Raw genomic sequence first — 17,072 nt, forward strand, 5'->3', positions numbered from 1 at the left:
TTATTTGAGGTCGCGGCTCGCGCATCTGGGTATCAGTAACAACGCGAAGCCTAAGCTTCTACTGACGTCCATGGTCTGTACTTATCTTTTACTTATCTTGGCTAAACAATTGATCTAACTTGTCTTCAAAGGCGTGGTAGCCCAAGTACTTATACAGATCCGCACGGGTCTGCATAGTGTCTAAGACATTGCGTTGATGACCATCATTCATCAGCGCTTGCATCACTTTCAGTGCGGCTTGGTTAGCGGCGCGGAAAGTGCCGAGTGGGTAAAGCACCATGTCGGCGCCCGCTTCGGCGAGTTCTTCTTTGTTGAACAATTGGGTTTGGCCAAATTCGGTCATGTTTGCCAGAATTGGTGCGTTAACCTGCGCCTTGAAGTGACGGTATTGGTCCAGCTCAGTCAAGGCTTCGGCGAAAATCATATCGGCACCCGCGGCGATATAGGCTTTTGCACGTTCGATACCCGCTTCTAAACCTTCAACGGCAACCGCATCGGTGCGCGCCATGATCACAAAGTTAGGATCGGTACGGGCATCGACGGCGGCCTTGATACGGTCAACCATTTCCTCTGTGCTAACGACCGCTTTGTTGGGTCTGTGGCCACAACGCTTTTGCGACACTTGGTCTTCCATGTGCACGGCGGCAACACCTGCTTTTTCAAATTCTTTAATTGTTCGGGCGATGTTGAAAGCGCCGCCCCAACCTGTGTCGATATCGACCAGCAGTGGCAGTTTGGTTGCAGAGGTGATACGGCCGGCATCGATCAGCACGTCGTTCATCGAGGTCATGCCTAAATCCGGTAAACCGTAGGAGGCGTTCGCTACGCCTGCGCCCGACAGATACAGGGCCTGGAAACCCGTTTGCTCCGCCATCAGGGCGAAATAGGCATTGGTGGTGCCGACGATTTGCAGCGGTTTTGAGTTAGCAAGAGCTTGGCGAAAACGTAATCCTGCGCTTTGGGTCATGGTCTTGTCCTTATCCTATTTAGGGTACTGAGTGTTCAGCATTGGATGCTTATGGGCCGCAACGCCTTAGTTAATATTGGCTAAGGTTTCTTTCGCGGCGGCGTTAGCTTGTAATTCAATCAAGCGTAATTCGGTATTTTTACGGCCTTGCTCAATATGGCGACGCATCAACAGACTGGCGAGTTCACCATCACGCTGGGCGATGGCCTCGACGATACGTCTGTGTTCGGCAATGGCTTTTACTGGGCGGTTCTTATTGGTGCATTGATAGCGATACATCCGCAGCAGGTGGTAAAGCCCACCAATTAAGGTTTCTTGCAGATGCTTATTGCCGCTGGCTTGGATGATTTGGTAATGGAAGTCGACATCGCCTTCCTCTTGGAAATAGGTATCGCCATTGGCCAGCGCGGTTTCTTGCACGGCGAGCAGGTCTTGTAACTTCGCCAGCTGTTCTGGGGTAATGCGGCTGGCGGCGAGTTCGCAGGCCATGCCTTCGAGCACGCTACGCAATTGATATAAATCGTTTAACTCGCTCACTGTGAGTTGAGCAACACGGGCACCCACATGGGGCGCGCGGACAACGAGACGTTGTCTTTCTAAGGTTTGCAGCGCTTCACGGGTTGGGCCGCGGCTGATGCCATATTTTTCGGCGAGGGCTTGCTCGTTGATCTTACTACCCGCAGGCAGCTCACCCTTGATGATGCTGGTTTGTATTTGCACCAAAATTTGATCGGCTAAGGTGGTCGACGATTTTTCGCTGGCGAGGGATTTCACCTTATTCGTTGGGCTCGTCGCGGCATGAGCCACTGAGCTTGAGGTGTCATCTGTTGGGAATATGGTCTCTTGCTTCAACATACTGCGCATCACTCGTTGATTGCTGGATTGTCGACAATGGGTAAAAAATAGTCCCGCCAATGATTATTGTCAACAATATGTTTACTTAGACGTAAGTCTATATTTCTGGTTTTTGCTGTATTAAGTGTTGTATTTGTTGGTTATTTTTGTTTTTGGTTGATTTTGATAATTTTATCTTCTCTATTTTGCAATTGATAATTGTCGACAATTTTAGTGTTGAGTAATATCTGATGCTCCGTTCAAGCACAGCTTTTACCCCATAGCGACTTATTGAGTACAATGCTGAGGAGGTATGGGTCGGCACTCACAGGGTGAAGGTATAGAGGGACAAGATGGAGAAAATCCTCATTAGCAGTTGTTTGCTTGGGCAGGCAGTACGTTATGACGGTGGCCATAATCTGCTGCAAGACGAGTGGATGCAGCGATGGCAGCGAGAAGATCGTATAGTGGCGTTTTGTCCCGAATGCGCGGGCGGATTAGCTACACCAAGGCCTGCTGCCGAGCGTGTTGGCGAGGTAGTGCTAACGGCGCAGGGTGAAGATGTAACAGCAGCTTTTAGGTTGGGGGCGCAAAAGGCGCTTGCTCTGGCTCAGGATCAAGGTATTAAAATTGCGATTTTAAAGGCGCGCAGTCCTTCCTGTGGCAATCAACATATTTATGATGGCACTTTCAGTAAACGTTTAATCGCAGGGCAGGGAATGACGGCGGAATTACTGCAGGCGGCGGGTGTGAGTGTGTTTAATGAAACGGAATTAGCGCAAGCGGCAACAAGGCTGGCGCTGCTTGAGGCGGAATCAGCGGGCTAGGTTAAGCCTAACCCGCTATCGACTCACTTAGGTTAGTGAAGCTGTGTGTGGGTGCTGGTGGCGCTGTCCGTCAGCTGTCGATGTTGCAGTAACAGCGCATCGATTTGCTCGTCCTTCTCGACCCAAATTTGGTTTAACCAACGCTGAAACTCGACGCGGTATTCGGATTCGGCAAAGTAGCGAGTCGCATCGACTTGGGGAACAGGTAAGGCGCGAACTCGCACCACAATCTTATGCACTTTGCCGTTCATCACGCCGAATAACACATCATCCGGCGCATCGGGATACACTAAGGTCACATCCAACAGATTGGTAAATTGCTCACCCATAGCCGACAGGGTAAAGGCAATACCGCCCGCCTTAGGACGCAGTAAATGGCGGTAAGGTGAATCCTGACGCTGGCGTTTGTCTTCGGTAAAACGGCTGCCCTCAACATAGTTGATGATTGAGGTGGGCATATTTTTAAACTTCTCACAGGCGCGGCGAGTGGTGGCTAAATCCTTACCCTTAAGCTTTGGATTTTTCTTAAGTTTTGCCGGGCTGGTTCTGTCCATAAAGGGCATGTCGAGCGCCCAGCAACCTAGGCCCATAATAGGCACATAGATCAGCTCTTTCTTAAGGAAGAACTTCAGCATAGGAATATGGTTACGCAGCAGATAGGTCTGCGCGGCAATATCAAAGCCACTGAGGTGGTTACTGATTAACAAGTACCAGCCGTTTTTATCCAATCCTTCGAGGCCTTGGACGTCCCACTCAATTTTGGCAATCAAATATAAAATGCCGCCATTACAGCTCGCCCATGCCCACATAAAACGGTTCATCAGTGCGGTCACGGCGTTGCGTGCACTTTGAGCTGGCATCAGCATTTTCACTACACCACCGAGGCAAACCAAGGTTCCCCAAAGGGCGGTGTTAATGATCAGCAGGCTCAGACTGAGAATAAACAGCACTGGGCCGGGAAGGAAATTCAACATAGAGGTTTTACCTTACTTCTTGGTCCGCTTGGCCAGCCAGTTGGCTGATCACTTGGTCTTTAGCGAGCCAAATGTCGTTCAATTGTTCTTGGAAGCCAATTTTGAAATCACGGTCATTCATGTAGTCGCCACGCATGTCCGGCGCGATATCACTCACTTTAATGTGTACTTTAACCTTTGGCAGCTTGCCTGTCAGGTAGTCCCAAAAGCTAGGGACTGGGCCCGGGTAGTAAATCGCAACATCCACTAACTTATGGATCTGTTCTCCCATCGCCGATAGCGCGAAGGCCATGCCACCCGCTTTAGGTTTTAACAGATGTTGGAACTGTGAGTTTTGCTTTTTATGTTTAGCCTTAGTAAAGCGCGTGCCCTCGACAAAGTTCATCACACTGACGGGCTTTGTCTTAAATTTCGCGCAGGCTTTACGCGTAATTTCAATATCTTTGCCCTTGAGCTTCGGATTTTTCTTCAGCTGTGCCGTGCTATAGCGGCGCATAAAGGGAAAGTCCAATGCCCACCACGCCAGTCCTAATACTGGTACATAAAGTAGTTCCTGTTTGAGGAAGAACTTCAGGAAGGGAATGCGGCGGTTAAACACCCGTTGCAGGATTAAAATATCTACCCAGGACTGGTGGTTAGCAATCACCATATACCATTCTTTGGTCGAGAATTGGGTGTCACCCGTGAGTTCGACGTCGACTGGGTGCAGCACACGTTCTATCACACCATTGACGCTGATCCAGGCGCTCGCGCAAAAGTCGAGAAAGTAGCTGATGGCCGTTCTCAGTGGTGGCAGAGGGATAAGCTTTATCAGGCTGCCGAGCACTATAGGTATAACCCAAAACAAGGTATTCACGACATAGCCTAAGAAGGCAATGCAGCCTTTTAATTGTGAAAACAGCGTCCCCATTAGTGCCTCCTGATAAAAATTGGAGGCCTATGTTACTCGGTGTCGGCGTTTGGCTCAATCTTACGGCAGCTGGTCGGGGCATTTGTTAATACCAATCACGTTAAATATCTAATTAGTTCAGAGCCTCACAGGCATCTCAATCCAAGGCGCATTGACGCAGAAATGGTTATTCCCTTTTAAGTCAATGTAACACGGGAGTGAGATGCTTGTGAGGCTCCCGCTGAATGAACAGATATTTAATACGATTGGTATAACATTTTGAGCCTCAATACTGCTGGGATAAGCGAGCTAATAGTTTGTCCATGGCGCGATAACCTAAGGCTTGGGCGAGGTGGCGCCGTTCGGTATTGGGGGCTTGCTCCAGATCGGCAATGGTGCGGGCAACACGTTGAATGCGATGGAAGCTGCGAACGGATAACCCGAGCTTGACGACACTCTGTTCTAAAAAGCCTAAGTCGGCGTCGCTGAGGCCACCGAATTGTTTTAGCTGTTTTCCCGAGAGTTCACTGTTGAGCACGCCAGCTCGCGCCAGTTGGCTATCGCGGGCGCGTTTGACTCGTTTAGCGATTTCGTCACTGGTTTCGCTGGCACTTGTTGGTTGGGTGAGTGTGCCCGCGGGGAGTTTTGGGACTTCGATGGTGAGGTCGAACCTATCTAAAAAAGGCCCCGACAGTCTTGCGAGATAGCGCTGAACCTGATCGGGGGTGGCGCGGTTCGCCCCTTCAATATCACCGCTGGGGCTGGGATTCATGGCGGCGATCAACTGAAAGCGGCTCAAAAAGGTTAACTTAGCGGCGGCGCGGGAGATCACTACTTCACCCGTTTCCATGGGTTCACGCAGGCAATCGAGCACCTTACGGGGGAACTCGGCGACTTCATCCAAAAACAACACCCCGCGATGGGCTAGGGAGATTTCCCCAGGTTTAGGAATGCTGCCACCGCCGACCAAGGAGATGGACGAACTGGTATGGTGCGGCGCGCGAAATGGCCGCTTCAAAAAATCCTGCGGTTTGATATTAATGCCCGCCACCGAATGAATGGCGGCGACCTCTAATGCCTCTTCGTAAGTGAGTATGGGCAATAGCGCCATAATTCGGCTGGCTAACATGGTTTTACCTGTGCCCGGCGGGCCGAGCATCAGTAAGTTATGGTTTCCGGCCGCAGCGATTTCGAGGGCTTGTTTGGCTTGATACTGGCCTATGACGTCGCTCAGGCATGGCTGGGTGGTTGGCGCCTCGTCGCTAATCCATTCGAGCTGTTGCTCGAGCATAGGCAATGGCGCCTGTCCGTGGAGAAACGCGGCTAAGCTTTGCAGATGGGAAGCAAAATAGACGCTGTGATAGCCCACAAGCTCGGCATCGTGGCGATTCTCAAGTGGAAGAATTAACTGATTATTATGACGTTTAGCCGCAATGATGGCGGGTAGTAACCCTTGGCAATGGCGTATCTGCCCCGAGAGCGCGAGCTCGCCGACAAATTCGGTATTTTTAAGGCTGCTGGCGGGGATTTGCTCCGAAGCCGCCAGAATACCTATGGCGATGGGCAGATCGTAACGGCCCCCTTGTTTGGGTAAGTCCGCTGGCGCGAGATTAACCGTTATCCTGCGCATGGGGAATTCAAATCCCGCATTGATCAAGGCGCTGCGTACGCGCTCGCGCGCTTCTTTGACCGAGGCTTCGGGTAAGCCCACCAGATTAAAGGCGGGCAGACCATTACTAAGATGCACTTCAACGATGACTTCTGGAGCCTCAACACCGCAACTGGCTCGGGTATGCACGCAGGCTATCGCCATAAACAAATCCTTTTGTTGATCTTTTTGCGCAGAATTTGAGTGTAGCAGTAATTCGCCTAAGGGTTTTCAATTCACTTGGGTCGCTGTCCGCCTGCGCCGTAAGCGGCTGACCCAGGCGTTAGCGTTAGCTGGACAGTGTTGATAGTTTGAACGGTTAAGCGATAGCAAATATTTGATAGAAATGATAAAAAGCCCATATTGGAGCAGTGAGGTAAATATGGATATGTTGTTAGCAGAAAATTCCCCCATTCGTCAGCAGTTGCTCGAGCAAAAGCTGGCACAGTTTAAAGACCCCAAGCTTGCCAACGTTCTCTCGGCGTTTATTCGCAGTAGTGTCGATCTCTATCCCTGTGCAAACGAAGACTATGCCCAGTTAGGTAACAGCCGACTAGGTGGATTGCCGGATTTGCCTGTCGGCATGGATTATCCGGTGACTCTGGTTGGAAGGGAGGAGATGCTGGATGCTTACGCTGAGGAATTCGACCACACTCGCGAGTATATCGAGGAGCATTATTGCTGGTCGCAGGATTGGGACTGGGACGAGGCGGCGCAGGCCTTCCGTGTGCCGATGCAATTTATCGCACAGCTCAACTGTAGCGACCTGAAGGCGTTTCAATCTTATTTGCCTCGAGAAGGGCGATTGTTGTTCTTTTTGGAGCGCTGGCGATTCTCGGAAATGCTTCGCGGCCATGTCTATTATGTCGCTGAAGATCAGCAGCTTAACTCTGGGAAAGCGATTGCCGAACCTAAGTTCGACGATGCTGTATGTGCAAACTATGAGTATGAGGCGGCTTATCAACTTCAGGGGATTGCCAGCATTAAGATGATAGCCCCTGACATGATTAATAGTGACAACCCGCATTTAGTAAAGATAGCCAAGGCACGTTTACAAGCGCTACCAGAACCGCAACAAGCCATGGTGCTGGAAGCCCTTGAGGTTGTGGATGATGAATTGGCACCAGAGTGGCAAGATCAGCTCAAGGGCTATGAGCTGATACAATTGAATGAGCACGGGTTTATCCCTGGTCAGATTCTCACTCAATCGCAATGGGCTAATACCGACTGGCAGTCATCCAACTTGCAGGCATTGCTCGTCCCCAAGCAGCCGCTGCCGTATTACAATGGTATCGCCAGCATTAATGGCCATGGTGATAGCCGCTATAAAGCCCCCGAACTCCACGCTGCGGCTGAATTAGGCGGCAATGCCGAAGATTATCTGGTGCTGTTCAAAGCCGTCTATAGTGAGCACTCGATGCAGTTGAATTTTATTATCCACCGGGATGATTTAGCCTTAGGGAAATTCGACCGCATTTACTGCATTTATGACAACTAGCAGAGCTATAACCAACCTTTTTGCTTGGCGATGCGGGCGGCATCGATTCGGTTGCTCGCATTGAGTTTGGCAATGGCTTCGGATAAATAGTTGCGTACTGTGCCTTCGGCAATAAACAGCATCTCGGCTATCTCGGCGGTGGATTTGCCTTCACTGGCAAAACGTAGGGCGCGGCGCTCTTTATCATTGAGGGGGTCGACATCGCCAATCGCCATGATTGCCAGCTCAGGATCGATAATCCGCTTACCCGCAATCACTTGTTGAATGGCATGGACTAAGGTTTCCGAGGGCGCATCTTTCAGTAAAAAGCCACCCACGCCTGCTTCAATGGCGCGTTTTATATAACCTGCGCGGCCAAAGGTGGTAATAACAACAACTTTGGTATGGCTATGCTGTTCTTTAAGCCAAGTTGCCAACTCCAAACCTGTTCTTCCCGGCATTTCGATATCCGTCAGCAGTAGATCGAAATGTTGTTGTTTCAGCAGGTTTAAGGCTTCATCGCCATTGCTGGCTTGGGTAATGGTAAAACCGCCCGCTAGGGTTAACAGTGCTGCGAGCGCGCCGCGCACCATGGCCTGATCTTCCGCGAGAAGAATGTGCATTAATCTGTTGCTCCCTGCAAAGGTAAACTGACGCTAAAGGCGTATCCCTGTTCAAGATCATAGCTTAAATGTCCCCCAAGGCTAGCGAGCCGCTCGCGGATCCCTGTTAGGCCGTTACCCTCGATAATAGGGCTTGTTGGGGCGTTATCTTGCACGTCGACGATAAGGCTATCGGCTTGCTCGCGAAACTGAATGCGGCATTGGCTGGCGCTGCTGTGGCGCAGAATATTATTCACCAGCTCAGTTAACACTAAACCGAGCTGACTCTCTGCTCTGGCAGACAATTTGGGTAACTCACCTAGCAGCTCCACCGCGATGCCCTTGTCCCTCAGGGAGTGACATAATTGTGTGACGCAGCTGGCCAGCCCTTTATGTTTATAATCAGAGACTGTATGCCTTATTTGGCTCAAGCTTTCCCGAGCGATTTGTCCTAGCTCCTGCAGCTGAGTAGTCGCTAATTGATATTCTTGTTTGGCGAGCAGTTTTTCCGCCAGTTCAGCTTTTAGGGCAATCGATGACAGACTGTGTCCCATTATATCGTGCAAGTCTCTGGCGATGCGTTCCCGTTCAACCATGGTCGCTAAGGTGCTAATCTCCTGCGCGCTTTGTCGCTCCTTTAATCTATGTTGATAACGTTTTTGCTCGGCAATCCCCAGCATGCCAACGCCGAAAACTAACGCCGAGCCATACAGCGGAAAATACAGATTGTTGAACTGACTGAAGTGGTTGAGTAAGAACAATAAAGCCAAAATTCCAAACCAACTTAGCAGGCTGACTCTGAGTGGATAGAAGAAGCCAATAAAGAAGCTGGCAAAGGTAAAGAGAGAAATAGAGCCAGGATTGATGGGTGTTATGGCAATCGCCAGTAATAGCATGACGCTGATGGGTCGATAAGCCACACGAGTATGGCAGCGATAGGCCCAAAAGTAGCTGTAAATAAAGGGAATAAGTACGGCTAAAATGAGTCCAATTTGCCAGCTCGGATAGGGCGTGACAAACAACGGGATCAGGTAAAACGCCAGGTTTATCAGGTAAACCCATGCGATTTTTTGTTCTATTTGCACTGAGTGTTGAGTCATAACGCTTCGCCTAAGGCCAATAGCTGGCTACCGATGGCAGGATTGGCCGCAAACGTCAGCCAATCCTTTTGCCTGTTCTGGGATTATTTTGCACTTATTTGCTGATTTTGCTGAAGTAAAAACTTAGCCCAACCATAATCTTTTTCCACTTGCAGCGCCTGTTGCCAATCTTCAATCGCCCCTTGGGTGTCGCCTAATTCCTGTTTTGCGAGTCCGCGCCAAGTGTAAGCTTCGGCCTCACCCCAGCATATGTCCTCGCAAGGTTGATTAAACCGTTCAATGGCGCTGCTGGCGAGTGACTTGGCAACTTGCATGCTGCCACCAAACATGGCGGGCGTATTATAGGCGGCAATCGCTTTTACTAATGCCACTCGCGGATTAAGCGGTGCCAGTTGTTCGGCTTGAGCAATGGCATGGGCGGATTTGCTCCCAAGCTCGGCGCCTTTGCTGTTATCCAAGGCGATTTGCATGCCGTAAACGGACGATAATAGCGCGAGGGATTCGGCATCGGCTTGGGTATTATTGAGGGTTTCTAAGCTAGTTTGCGCCGAAGTTAAGGCCTGTTCCGCCAAGGTTTTTTGTCCCATCACATTGGCGCTGATGGCTAAACGATAGTTGGCATAGGCTGCTTCGTAATCCTGTGTTGTGGTGCTGAGCAGTTGTAATTTATCGATATTCAAGGTGCTTGCGGCTTTGTCGACTTCTGCGATATTGAGACTCGAGTTGGAAGCCGCGAATACGGGCGAGCAGGTGAGAGCAAGGCTTGATAAAAGTAAGAATGTTTTCATGGTATTTCCTTATTGAAGTGATAACCCATTGCTTGGGGACGGCTTCATTATCAGAAATACCTTGGCCTGAGTGCAGGCACAAAGGTCATCAATTGGGCATGACAAATGTCATGTCTTAGGCCTAAAAGTAAAACACCGGAGAAGTTCCGGTGTTTTGTAAGGCAAGGCGCAGCGTGTTAAACGACCGCTTGGGTGCTGGCTTGATTGACGAGGTAAACCATGTAGCCTAAGTAAGCGACAAGCAGCGTGACACCTTCACGGCGACCGATGCGTAGTCCCGACCAAGCGAAGGGTAAAATCACCACGGCTAAGGCAAGCATCACGATAAAGTCGAAGGATTGGAAACCTAAGGCTGATACTGGGTGCACAATCGCAGTCACACCTAAAATACCTAAAATGTTGAATAGGTTAGAGCCAACCACGTTACCGATAGCGATATCGCTCTCACCTTTGAGTGCCGCTAAAACAGAGGTCACTAACTCTGGCATGCTGGTGCCGATAGCGACAATGGTTAAGCCGATAATGACTTCACTCACGCCAAACACTTTAGCTAAATCGACCGCACCGTTCACAAATAAAATCCCGCCACCGACTAACATGCCGATGCCTACAACAATAAAGGCCACTGAGAGTAATGGGTTTTTAGGGCCTTCTTCGATGATTTCACCATCGGCATCTGTGGTATTTTTCGAGCTGAAATAGCTGAATACGAGGTAGCCAACAAGCAGCGATAATAAAATCACGCCGTCAATCAGGCTGAGTTCGCCGTCCAATAACAATCCCCAAAACAGCATAGAGGCGAGGATCATCAAGGGGATATCCCGTCTTACCATCTGTGACTGTACTTGAATCGGGCGAATAAGAGCTGTAATCGCCAAAATCAAACCAATGTTGGCGATGTTAGAGCCAATCACGTTACCCAGCGCAATGCCGCTATTGCCTGCCAGTGCTGACTTGACACTCACCGCAAGTTCGGGCGCGCTGGTACCAAAGGCCACAATGGTTAAGCCGATGATGAGTGGCGTAATGCCAAGACGTAGGGCGATGGAGCTCGCTCCACGGACTAAGGCTTCTGCGCCTAAGGTTAAAATGATAAAGCCGCCGATAATTGAAAGTGCAATGAGCATTTTAGACTCTGTTAAACCTAATTAAGTGAATTGATTTAAGGTGTATCACCTTACGCTGACAGGCGCACATGATACGTGTTTTTCAAACGCTTTGACAGAATATGTCATAAAAAAGCACACCGAAAAGGTGTGCTTTAGAGGTGAGTGTCATTACGTCAGGATTCGATGGGTTATTTTGCAGATAACTCATCTTCCCAGCGTACTTGCGCACCGCGAATACCGTCGACACGTTCGCTAAATGCCTTCTCGAGCACATGACGTTTGATCTTCAGTGTCGGAGTTAGCGCATCGTTTTCGATGGTCCAAGGCTCGTTCACGACCACAATCGCATCCACATGCTCATGGGACTCTAAATGTGGGTTCACGCTATCGAGGGTCGCTTTTAAAGATGTGCGAACTTCCTCGCGGGCTTGTAAGGTCGCGCCCTCGGAAAGTTGCACTAATGCGACGGGATGCGGCAGACCAGAACCAATAACGCAAATCAGCTCCACATGGGGATCCTGCGCGAGCTTACGTTCAATTGGCACTGGAGCGACGTATTTACCCTTAGCGGTTTTAAAGTTGTCCTTCACGCGGCCAGTGATAGTCACACAACCATCGGCATCGATAGCGCAGAGGTCGCCAGTATGGAAAAAACCATCGGGATCGAAGGCCGCTGCTGTTGCTTCGGGTTGCAGATAATAGGCCGTCATCAGGCCGGGACTTTTCAGTAGCAGTTCGCCGTCCTCACCCTGGCGGATTTGGCAATCCTGCACGGGTTTACCCACAGTGCCGATTTTGCGCACATCGAAGGGATAGTTGATGATGGAGTAAGCACAGTTTTCCGTCATTCCCCAGGCTTCACAAATATCCAAGCCAATGCTGTGGTACCAGTGAATAAGCGAGGGCGGAATAGGCGCCGAACCAGAGCCGAGTAAGCGGCAATGGTTGAGTCCTAACCCTTTGTGGATCTTGTGTTTTACTAGGCTGCTAATCAGTGGGATTTTTAGCAATAGATTGAGTTTGCCAACACCAATCTTGTCGATAATGTTCTTCTGGAACAGGCTCCACAGTCGTGGAACCGAGAAAAACACTGTAGGTTTAGCACGCTGCACATCGGCAACGAAGGAGTCTAAGCTTTCGACGAAGGCGACTGTGCTGCCAGAATAAAAAGACGAGCCCTCGATCGCTACCCGCTCGGTAATATGCGCTAACGGTAAGTAGGACAATAATCTGTCGTTGCCATTGGTACGCAGATCGCGCACCACGGCTTGGCAAGTCCAGCCATAGCTGGCAAACGTTTGAATCGCGCCCTTAGGTTGGCCCGTTGAGCCCGAGGTGTAAATCAGGGTCATGGTCTGATCGAGCTCAGGTAACGGCGCTTCAATCAAAGGGTTGCCCATCTTGAGCAGTTGTTCCCATTGATATTGAGCCGGCATGGTCTCATAGGGCATAGCAAGGCGGAGTAATTCACCGCCGACGCCGGCTTCTTGATCGGCCCAGTGGTCGAGTTTGCCGAGGAAAATCGCTTTGGCACCACTATGTTGCAACACATAGCGGATAGTATCTGTATTGGCGGTGGGGTAGATGGGAACGCTGATATAGCCGCCGTGCATCAGGGCGAGGTCGGTAATAAACCATTCGGCGCAGTTTTTAGAGAGCACGGCGATCTTATCGCCCGGCTCTAAGCCTAAATGGCGCAATGCACCCGCGAGTTGCTGCACTTTTTCTTGCACTTCATTCCACGTGAAATCAAGGTATTGACCCTTGATGGGCTGGCGCAAATAAATCTCATCCCCACGTGTATTCGCCCAGTGCGCCAACATTTCAACTGGCGTCTTAATCGCATTATCCATAGGCAATTCCCTGTTCTTTATTGTTATTTTAACCCCAACATAGGTGCCCAGTATGGCGAGTTTTGTGAGGCCACGCAAATAGTTTGCAAGATTGTAAAATCTTAAAATTAGCGGACTAGCCTATCGTTTGAGTATGAAATGAAAATGAACTTAATCACAGGTCAGAGCAGGAGCCGCGGGCGCATTAAGCAATAAAAAAGGCGCCTAAGCGCCTCGTAAAATCGGTGGAAGCTTACAGCTCCATCACGCCGTCCATTTCGACTTGTGCATCCTTAGGCAGCTGCTTCACACCGATAGCGGCGCGAGCTGGATAAGGTTGGCTGAAGTAACGGCTCATGATTTCATTCACTTTTGCGAAGTGGCTTAAGTCCGTTAGGAAGATATTGAGCTTAACGATATCGTTGATCGTGCCGCCAGCTGCGGTACAAACGGCCGTTAAGTTTTCAAACACTTGCACAACTTGCGCCTCAAAATCATCGCTCACGATTTGCATTGTGCTTGGCACCAGTGGGATTTGGCCGGATAAATACACTGTGCTGCCGACTTTAACCGCTTGAGAATAAGTGCCAATTGCCGCTGGGGCGTTTTCGGTCGCGATAATGATTTTTTCTGCCATGACGCTCTCTCTAAAGTAATGATCAACGATTACGGGATGTACGCAACACCTCGGGCAGTACCCGGATACGGCGCATCACGTTAGCTAAATGGATCCTGTCCTTCACCGAAATTCGCAGGTTAATCAAGTAAACGCGGCCATCGCGCTCTTCGGTGCTAAGGTTGTGAATGTTCGAACCTTCGGCGGCGATAATCGAGGTGATCTTCGCCAGCGCGCCTTGGTGGTTAACAATTTCCACCCGCAGATTGGCTTGATATTCGACGCCTTCGACATTGTCCCACTGTACGGGAATGTATTTATCTGGCTCGCCTTGGTAACCGCGAATGTTAGCGCAGTTTTCCATGTGGACGACTAAGCCTTTGCCTTGGCTCACGTGGGCTATCACCGCATCACCAGGGATGGGGCGGCAGCAGTTAGCGAAGGTTACTAACATGCCTTCGGCGCCACGGATTGGCATCAGGTGAGAATCGCGGCTCTCTTGATTCTCTAAATTATCGCCAATCAAACGTTGGGCGATGACTATGCTCATGGCATTGCCAAGGCCGATGTCGGCGAGTAAGGAATTTAAATTGGCGTGCTTGGTATCGCGCACGACTTTATCAATCTGCTCGGCAGGAATGCTATCGAGCTTGGTTTTACCCAGCGCATGGTTCAGCAAGCGGCGGCCAAGGGCGATAGCATCATCTGCTTTTAGGCTCTTAAGCACTTGGCGGATTTTGGCGCGGGCTTTACCCGTCACCACAAAGTTAAGCCAAGCGGCATTCGGACGCGCGCCTTTGGCGGTAATGATCTCAACGGTTTGGCCGGAGATTAATGGCTGGCTTAACGGATAAGCTTGGCGGTTAACGCGGGCGCCGACACAGGTATTGCCCACATCGGTGTGGACTTCATAGGCAAAGTCGACGGCGGTGGCGTTAACCGGTAATTCTAAAATGCGACCTTCGGGGGTAAAGACGTAAATCTCTTCGGGGAAGAGTTCGGTTTTAACGTTTTCCACGAATTCGAAGGAGGTGCTGGCGCTCTGTTGCAGTTCCAGCAAGCTTTGCATCCACTTGCGGGCACGCACTTGCGTCGTGGTGCCTTGACCATCGGCGCCGCCTTTATAAGCCCAGTGGGCCGCAACCCCTTTGTCGGCCATTTGATCCATATCTTCGGTACGAATTTGGATCTCGACGGGCACGCCGTGTGGACCGAATAACGAGGTATGTAGCGACTGATAACCGTTGGCTTTTGGGATAGCGATATAATCTTTAAAGCGACCCGGACGCGGTTTATACAGGCCGTGCATGGCACCGAGCACGCGGTAGCAAGTATCGATGGAGTCGACGATGACGCGAAAGGCGTAGATATCCATCACCTCTTGGAACTGGAGTTCCTTGCTCTGCATCTTGTTGTAGATGGAGTAGAGGTTTTTCTCGCGACCTTTGACTTTGCCTTTAATGCCCGCATCGTTTAGGCGAGTTAATACCGCAGCTTCAATACCTTGAATGAGTTCTTTACGGTTACCACGGGCAGCTTTGACCACTTCCTTTAACACCCGATAGCGCATTGGATAATAGGCTTGGAAGCCTAAATCCTCTAACTCGGTCTTGATATTGTGGATACCGAGTCGGTTGGCAATCGGCGCGTAAATCTCTAAGGTTTCGCGGGCAATGCGGCGGCGTTTATCGGGGCGCAGTGCACCTAAGGTACGCATGTTGTGGGTACGGTCGGCAAGCTTGATGAGAATAACGCGGATATCCTGCGTCATCGCCATCATCATTTTGCGAAAGTTTTCCGCTTGGGCTTCTTTTTTATCGCGAAATTTCAGCTTATCGAGCTTAGACACCCCTTCAACCAACTCTGCCACGGCTTCGCCAAATTGTTCGGCCAAGTCCTCTTTGGTGACATAGGTATCTTCGATGGTGTCGTGCAACAAGGCAGCCATCAGCGTCTCGTGATCGAGACGCATCTCGGCGAGGATGCGGGCAACCGCAACCGGATGGGTAATATAAGGTTCGCCGCTGGTGCGCATTTGCCCTTCATGGGCATCACGCGCAACTTGGTACGCCTGCTTGAGCAATTCTACCTGTTCAGGTTCTAAGTAACCGGAAGCAGACTCCTTTAGACCTTCAAACAGATACAAGTGGCAGCTCTCCTTTACCCAAACAGGTGTGACTCAATTAGACTTATAGTGAACGGCCTTCAGCGATGGCTGCAACAGCTGCGATTTCAGCTGCTTCACGCTCACGCACTGATTGACGCTCGTCAGCATCTAAAGTGTGAGCATTCACTAAACCTAGTTCGATTTCACGCAGGGCGATAACCGTTGGCTTGTCGTTCATCTCTTCAACCATAGGGTCTTTACCCTGCACGGCGATTTGGCGAGCACGACGCGCCGCAACCAGGATCATATCAAAACGGTTGCCGATTTGTTCTACGGCGTCTTCTACAGTTACGCGAGCCATGTGTTGAAACTCCAGTTTATCTAGGGAAAAAAATGACGCAAAATTGTACACTAAGGCAGTTAGCCTGCCAACAGATCGTTAAGCATATCATTTTGCGCGTGGATCTGACTAGCACCCGTTAAGCGTTGGCTGCGAATGATTGCTCGCAGATCGGCCAGTGCTGTGTCAAAATCGTCATTGACGATAATAAAATCATATTCTTTATAGTGCGACATTTCAGAAACCGCCTGTGCCATACGGCTGGCGATAACTTCTTGACTGTCTTGGCCACGGCCAGTGAGGCGACGTTCTAGCTCATCCCTTGAGGGCGGTAGAATAAATACACCAATGGCCTCTGGCATCACGGCTTTGACTTGCTGAGCGCCTTGCCAGTCGATATCGAGGAAAACATCGATACCTTGAGTCAAAGTGTGCTCAATGACGTGGCGCGAAGTGCCATAGTAGTTACCGAACACTTCGGCCCACTCGAAAAAGGCATTTTGCTCGATCAGCGCTTTAAATTCTTCAACATTAACAAAATGGTAGTGCTGGCCATTCACTTCGCCAGGGCGAGGCGCACGGGTAGTGTGCGACACTGAAACCTGCATGTCGGCGGGTTTGTCTTTCAGCAGCGCTGAAATCAGCGAGGATTTACCAGCACCACTCGGGGCTGAAACAATAAATAAATTTCCGCGTGCGGTCATGAGCAAAATATCCAGTTGGTTAACGCAAGAAGGGCCCAGAAAGCCGAGCATTATACAGATTTTGACCTTAAAAACGCTAGGGCTTGTTAGCCTGCAATTGTTGTCTATTTATGTTTTGCGACAGTTAACGCTGCCGTTGGTGCATTTTTACGGTTTAATGTGACTCAAAGATCGGATACTGAAAATCTCTGTGTCCCTAAGCCTTGCAGAGCCTGAGAATTAAGCCTGATTTAGCTTTAGATGGATATAATCAGCATT

Annotated in this window: 16 protein-coding genes; 2 read left to right on the forward strand and 14 right to left on the reverse strand. The window is 50.1% G+C overall.

What is annotated here, in order from left to right:
- Positions 1-88: 88 nt before the first annotated feature.
- Entirely contained in the window at positions 89-967 is an 879-nt protein-coding gene (prpB, locus tag CF168_RS01645; RefSeq protein ID WP_089066750.1) for a methylisocitrate lyase, read from the reverse strand.
- Positions 968-1,033: 66 nt separating this feature from the next.
- Entirely contained in the window at positions 1,034-1,822 is a 789-nt protein-coding gene (locus CF168_RS01650) for a GntR family transcriptional regulator (RefSeq protein WP_089066751.1), read from the reverse strand.
- A 332-nt stretch (positions 1,823-2,154) separates the two neighbouring features.
- On the opposite strand from CF168_RS01650, the gene CF168_RS01655 reads away from it, so the two are divergent.
- Complete coding sequence (locus tag CF168_RS01655) at positions 2,155-2,628, forward strand: DUF523 domain-containing protein (protein ID WP_089066752.1); 474 nt, start codon at positions 2,155-2,157, stop codon at positions 2,626-2,628.
- 32 nt (positions 2,629-2,660) lie between these two features.
- Here CF168_RS01655 and CF168_RS01660 read toward each other — a convergent pair whose 3' ends face one another.
- The 3 genes from CF168_RS01660 to CF168_RS01670 form a co-directional block, all read right to left on the reverse strand.
- Positions 2,661-3,602, reverse strand: a complete 942-nt coding sequence (locus CF168_RS01660; protein ID WP_089066753.1) for an acyltransferase — start codon at positions 3,600-3,602, stop codon at positions 2,661-2,663.
- A 7-nt stretch (positions 3,603-3,609) separates the two neighbouring features.
- Entirely contained in the window at positions 3,610-4,512 is a 903-nt protein-coding gene (locus CF168_RS01665; RefSeq protein ID WP_089066754.1) for an acyltransferase, read from the reverse strand.
- 265 nt (positions 4,513-4,777) lie between these two features.
- Complete coding sequence (locus tag CF168_RS01670; RefSeq protein ID WP_089066755.1) at positions 4,778-6,304, reverse strand: YifB family Mg chelatase-like AAA ATPase; 1,527 nt, start codon at positions 6,302-6,304, stop codon at positions 4,778-4,780.
- A 217-nt stretch (positions 6,305-6,521) separates the two neighbouring features.
- Here CF168_RS01670 and CF168_RS01675 point away from each other — a divergent pair, with 217 nt between their 5' ends.
- Positions 6,522-7,637 carry a DUF1963 domain-containing protein gene (locus CF168_RS01675; RefSeq protein ID WP_089066756.1) on the forward strand — a complete coding sequence of 372 codons (1,116 nt, stop codon included), beginning with the start codon at positions 6,522-6,524 and terminating at the stop codon, positions 7,635-7,637.
- Between the two features lie 5 nt (positions 7,638-7,642).
- Here CF168_RS01675 and CF168_RS01680 read toward each other — a convergent pair whose 3' ends face one another.
- The 9 genes from CF168_RS01680 to gmk form a co-directional block, all read right to left on the reverse strand.
- Positions 7,643-8,239, reverse strand: a complete 597-nt coding sequence (locus tag CF168_RS01680) for a response regulator transcription factor (RefSeq protein WP_011624346.1) — start codon at positions 8,237-8,239, stop codon at positions 7,643-7,645.
- The gene (locus tag CF168_RS01685) at positions 8,239-9,318 is read right to left on the reverse strand and encodes a sensor histidine kinase (RefSeq protein WP_089066757.1); all 1,080 of its coding nucleotides are present in this window, start codon (positions 9,316-9,318) and stop codon (positions 8,239-8,241) included. Before CF168_RS01685 ends, CF168_RS01680 begins: the two co-directional genes overlap by 1 nt.
- A gap of 83 nt (positions 9,319-9,401) precedes the next feature.
- On the reverse strand, positions 9,402-10,106 hold the full coding sequence (locus CF168_RS01690) for a tetratricopeptide repeat protein (RefSeq protein ID WP_089066758.1): 705 nt from the start codon (positions 10,104-10,106) through the stop codon (positions 9,402-9,404).
- Between the two features lie 176 nt (positions 10,107-10,282).
- Complete coding sequence (locus CF168_RS01695; RefSeq protein ID WP_089066759.1) at positions 10,283-11,233, reverse strand: calcium/sodium antiporter; 951 nt, start codon at positions 11,231-11,233, stop codon at positions 10,283-10,285.
- A 170-nt stretch (positions 11,234-11,403) separates the two neighbouring features.
- On the reverse strand, positions 11,404-13,068 hold the full coding sequence (locus tag CF168_RS01700; RefSeq protein ID WP_089066760.1) for an AMP-binding protein: 1,665 nt from the start codon (positions 13,066-13,068) through the stop codon (positions 11,404-11,406).
- Between the two features lie 232 nt (positions 13,069-13,300).
- A complete protein-coding gene (locus CF168_RS01705) occupies positions 13,301-13,684 on the reverse strand; it encodes a RidA family protein (RefSeq protein WP_011718553.1) in 384 nt (127 codons plus the stop codon).
- Between the two features lie 22 nt (positions 13,685-13,706).
- A complete protein-coding gene (spoT, locus tag CF168_RS01710; protein ID WP_011624879.1) occupies positions 13,707-15,809 on the reverse strand; it encodes a bifunctional GTP diphosphokinase/guanosine-3',5'-bis pyrophosphate 3'-pyrophosphohydrolase in 2,103 nt (700 codons plus the stop codon).
- Positions 15,810-15,852: 43 nt separating this feature from the next.
- Positions 15,853-16,131, reverse strand: a complete 279-nt coding sequence (gene rpoZ / locus CF168_RS01715) for a DNA-directed RNA polymerase subunit omega (protein ID WP_011624339.1) — start codon at positions 16,129-16,131, stop codon at positions 15,853-15,855.
- 59 nt (positions 16,132-16,190) lie between these two features.
- Positions 16,191-16,814, reverse strand: a complete 624-nt coding sequence (gene gmk, locus CF168_RS01720) for a guanylate kinase (protein ID WP_041417076.1) — start codon at positions 16,812-16,814, stop codon at positions 16,191-16,193.
- Positions 16,815-17,072 lie beyond the last annotated feature (258 nt).

Source organism: Shewanella bicestrii (assembly GCF_002216875.1).
Classification (GTDB): Bacteria; Pseudomonadota; Gammaproteobacteria; order Enterobacterales; family Shewanellaceae; genus Shewanella; species Shewanella seohaensis.

Coding starts and splice junctions, on each gene's coding strand:
- CF168_RS01655 (WP_089066752.1), top strand. CDS start 2,155: ATGGAGAAAATCCTCATTAGCAGTTGTTTGCTTGGGCAGGCAGTACGT.
- CF168_RS01665 (WP_089066754.1), bottom strand. CDS start 4,512: ATGGGGACGCTGTTTTCACAATTAAAAGGCTGCATTGCCTTCTTAGGC.
- CF168_RS01685 (WP_089066757.1), bottom strand. CDS start 9,318: ATGACTCAACACTCAGTGCAAATAGAACAAAAAATCGCATGGGTTTAC.
- CF168_RS01700 (WP_089066760.1), bottom strand. CDS start 13,068: ATGGATAATGCGATTAAGACGCCAGTTGAAATGTTGGCGCACTGGGCG.
- CF168_RS01680 (WP_011624346.1), bottom strand. CDS start 8,239: ATGCACATTCTTCTCGCGGAAGATCAGGCCATGGTGCGCGGCGCGCTC.
- CF168_RS01695 (WP_089066759.1), bottom strand. CDS start 11,233: ATGCTCATTGCACTTTCAATTATCGGCGGCTTTATCATTTTAACCTTA.
- rpoZ (WP_011624339.1), bottom strand. CDS start 16,131: ATGGCTCGCGTAACTGTAGAAGACGCCGTAGAACAAATCGGCAACCGT.
- CF168_RS01650 (WP_089066751.1), bottom strand. CDS start 1,822: ATGTTGAAGCAAGAGACCATATTCCCAACAGATGACACCTCAAGCTCA.
- CF168_RS01660 (WP_089066753.1), bottom strand. CDS start 3,602: ATGTTGAATTTCCTTCCCGGCCCAGTGCTGTTTATTCTCAGTCTGAGC.
- CF168_RS01675 (WP_089066756.1), top strand. CDS start 6,522: ATGGATATGTTGTTAGCAGAAAATTCCCCCATTCGTCAGCAGTTGCTC.
- CF168_RS01670 (WP_089066755.1), bottom strand. CDS start 6,304: ATGGCGATAGCCTGCGTGCATACCCGAGCCAGTTGCGGTGTTGAGGCT.
- CF168_RS01690 (WP_089066758.1), bottom strand. CDS start 10,106: ATGAAAACATTCTTACTTTTATCAAGCCTTGCTCTCACCTGCTCGCCC.
- gmk (WP_041417076.1), bottom strand. CDS start 16,814: ATGACCGCACGCGGAAATTTATTTATTGTTTCAGCCCCGAGTGGTGCT.
- CF168_RS01705 (WP_011718553.1), bottom strand. CDS start 13,684: ATGGCAGAAAAAATCATTATCGCGACCGAAAACGCCCCAGCGGCAATT.
- prpB (WP_089066750.1), bottom strand. CDS start 967: ATGACCCAAAGCGCAGGATTACGTTTTCGCCAAGCTCTTGCTAACTCA.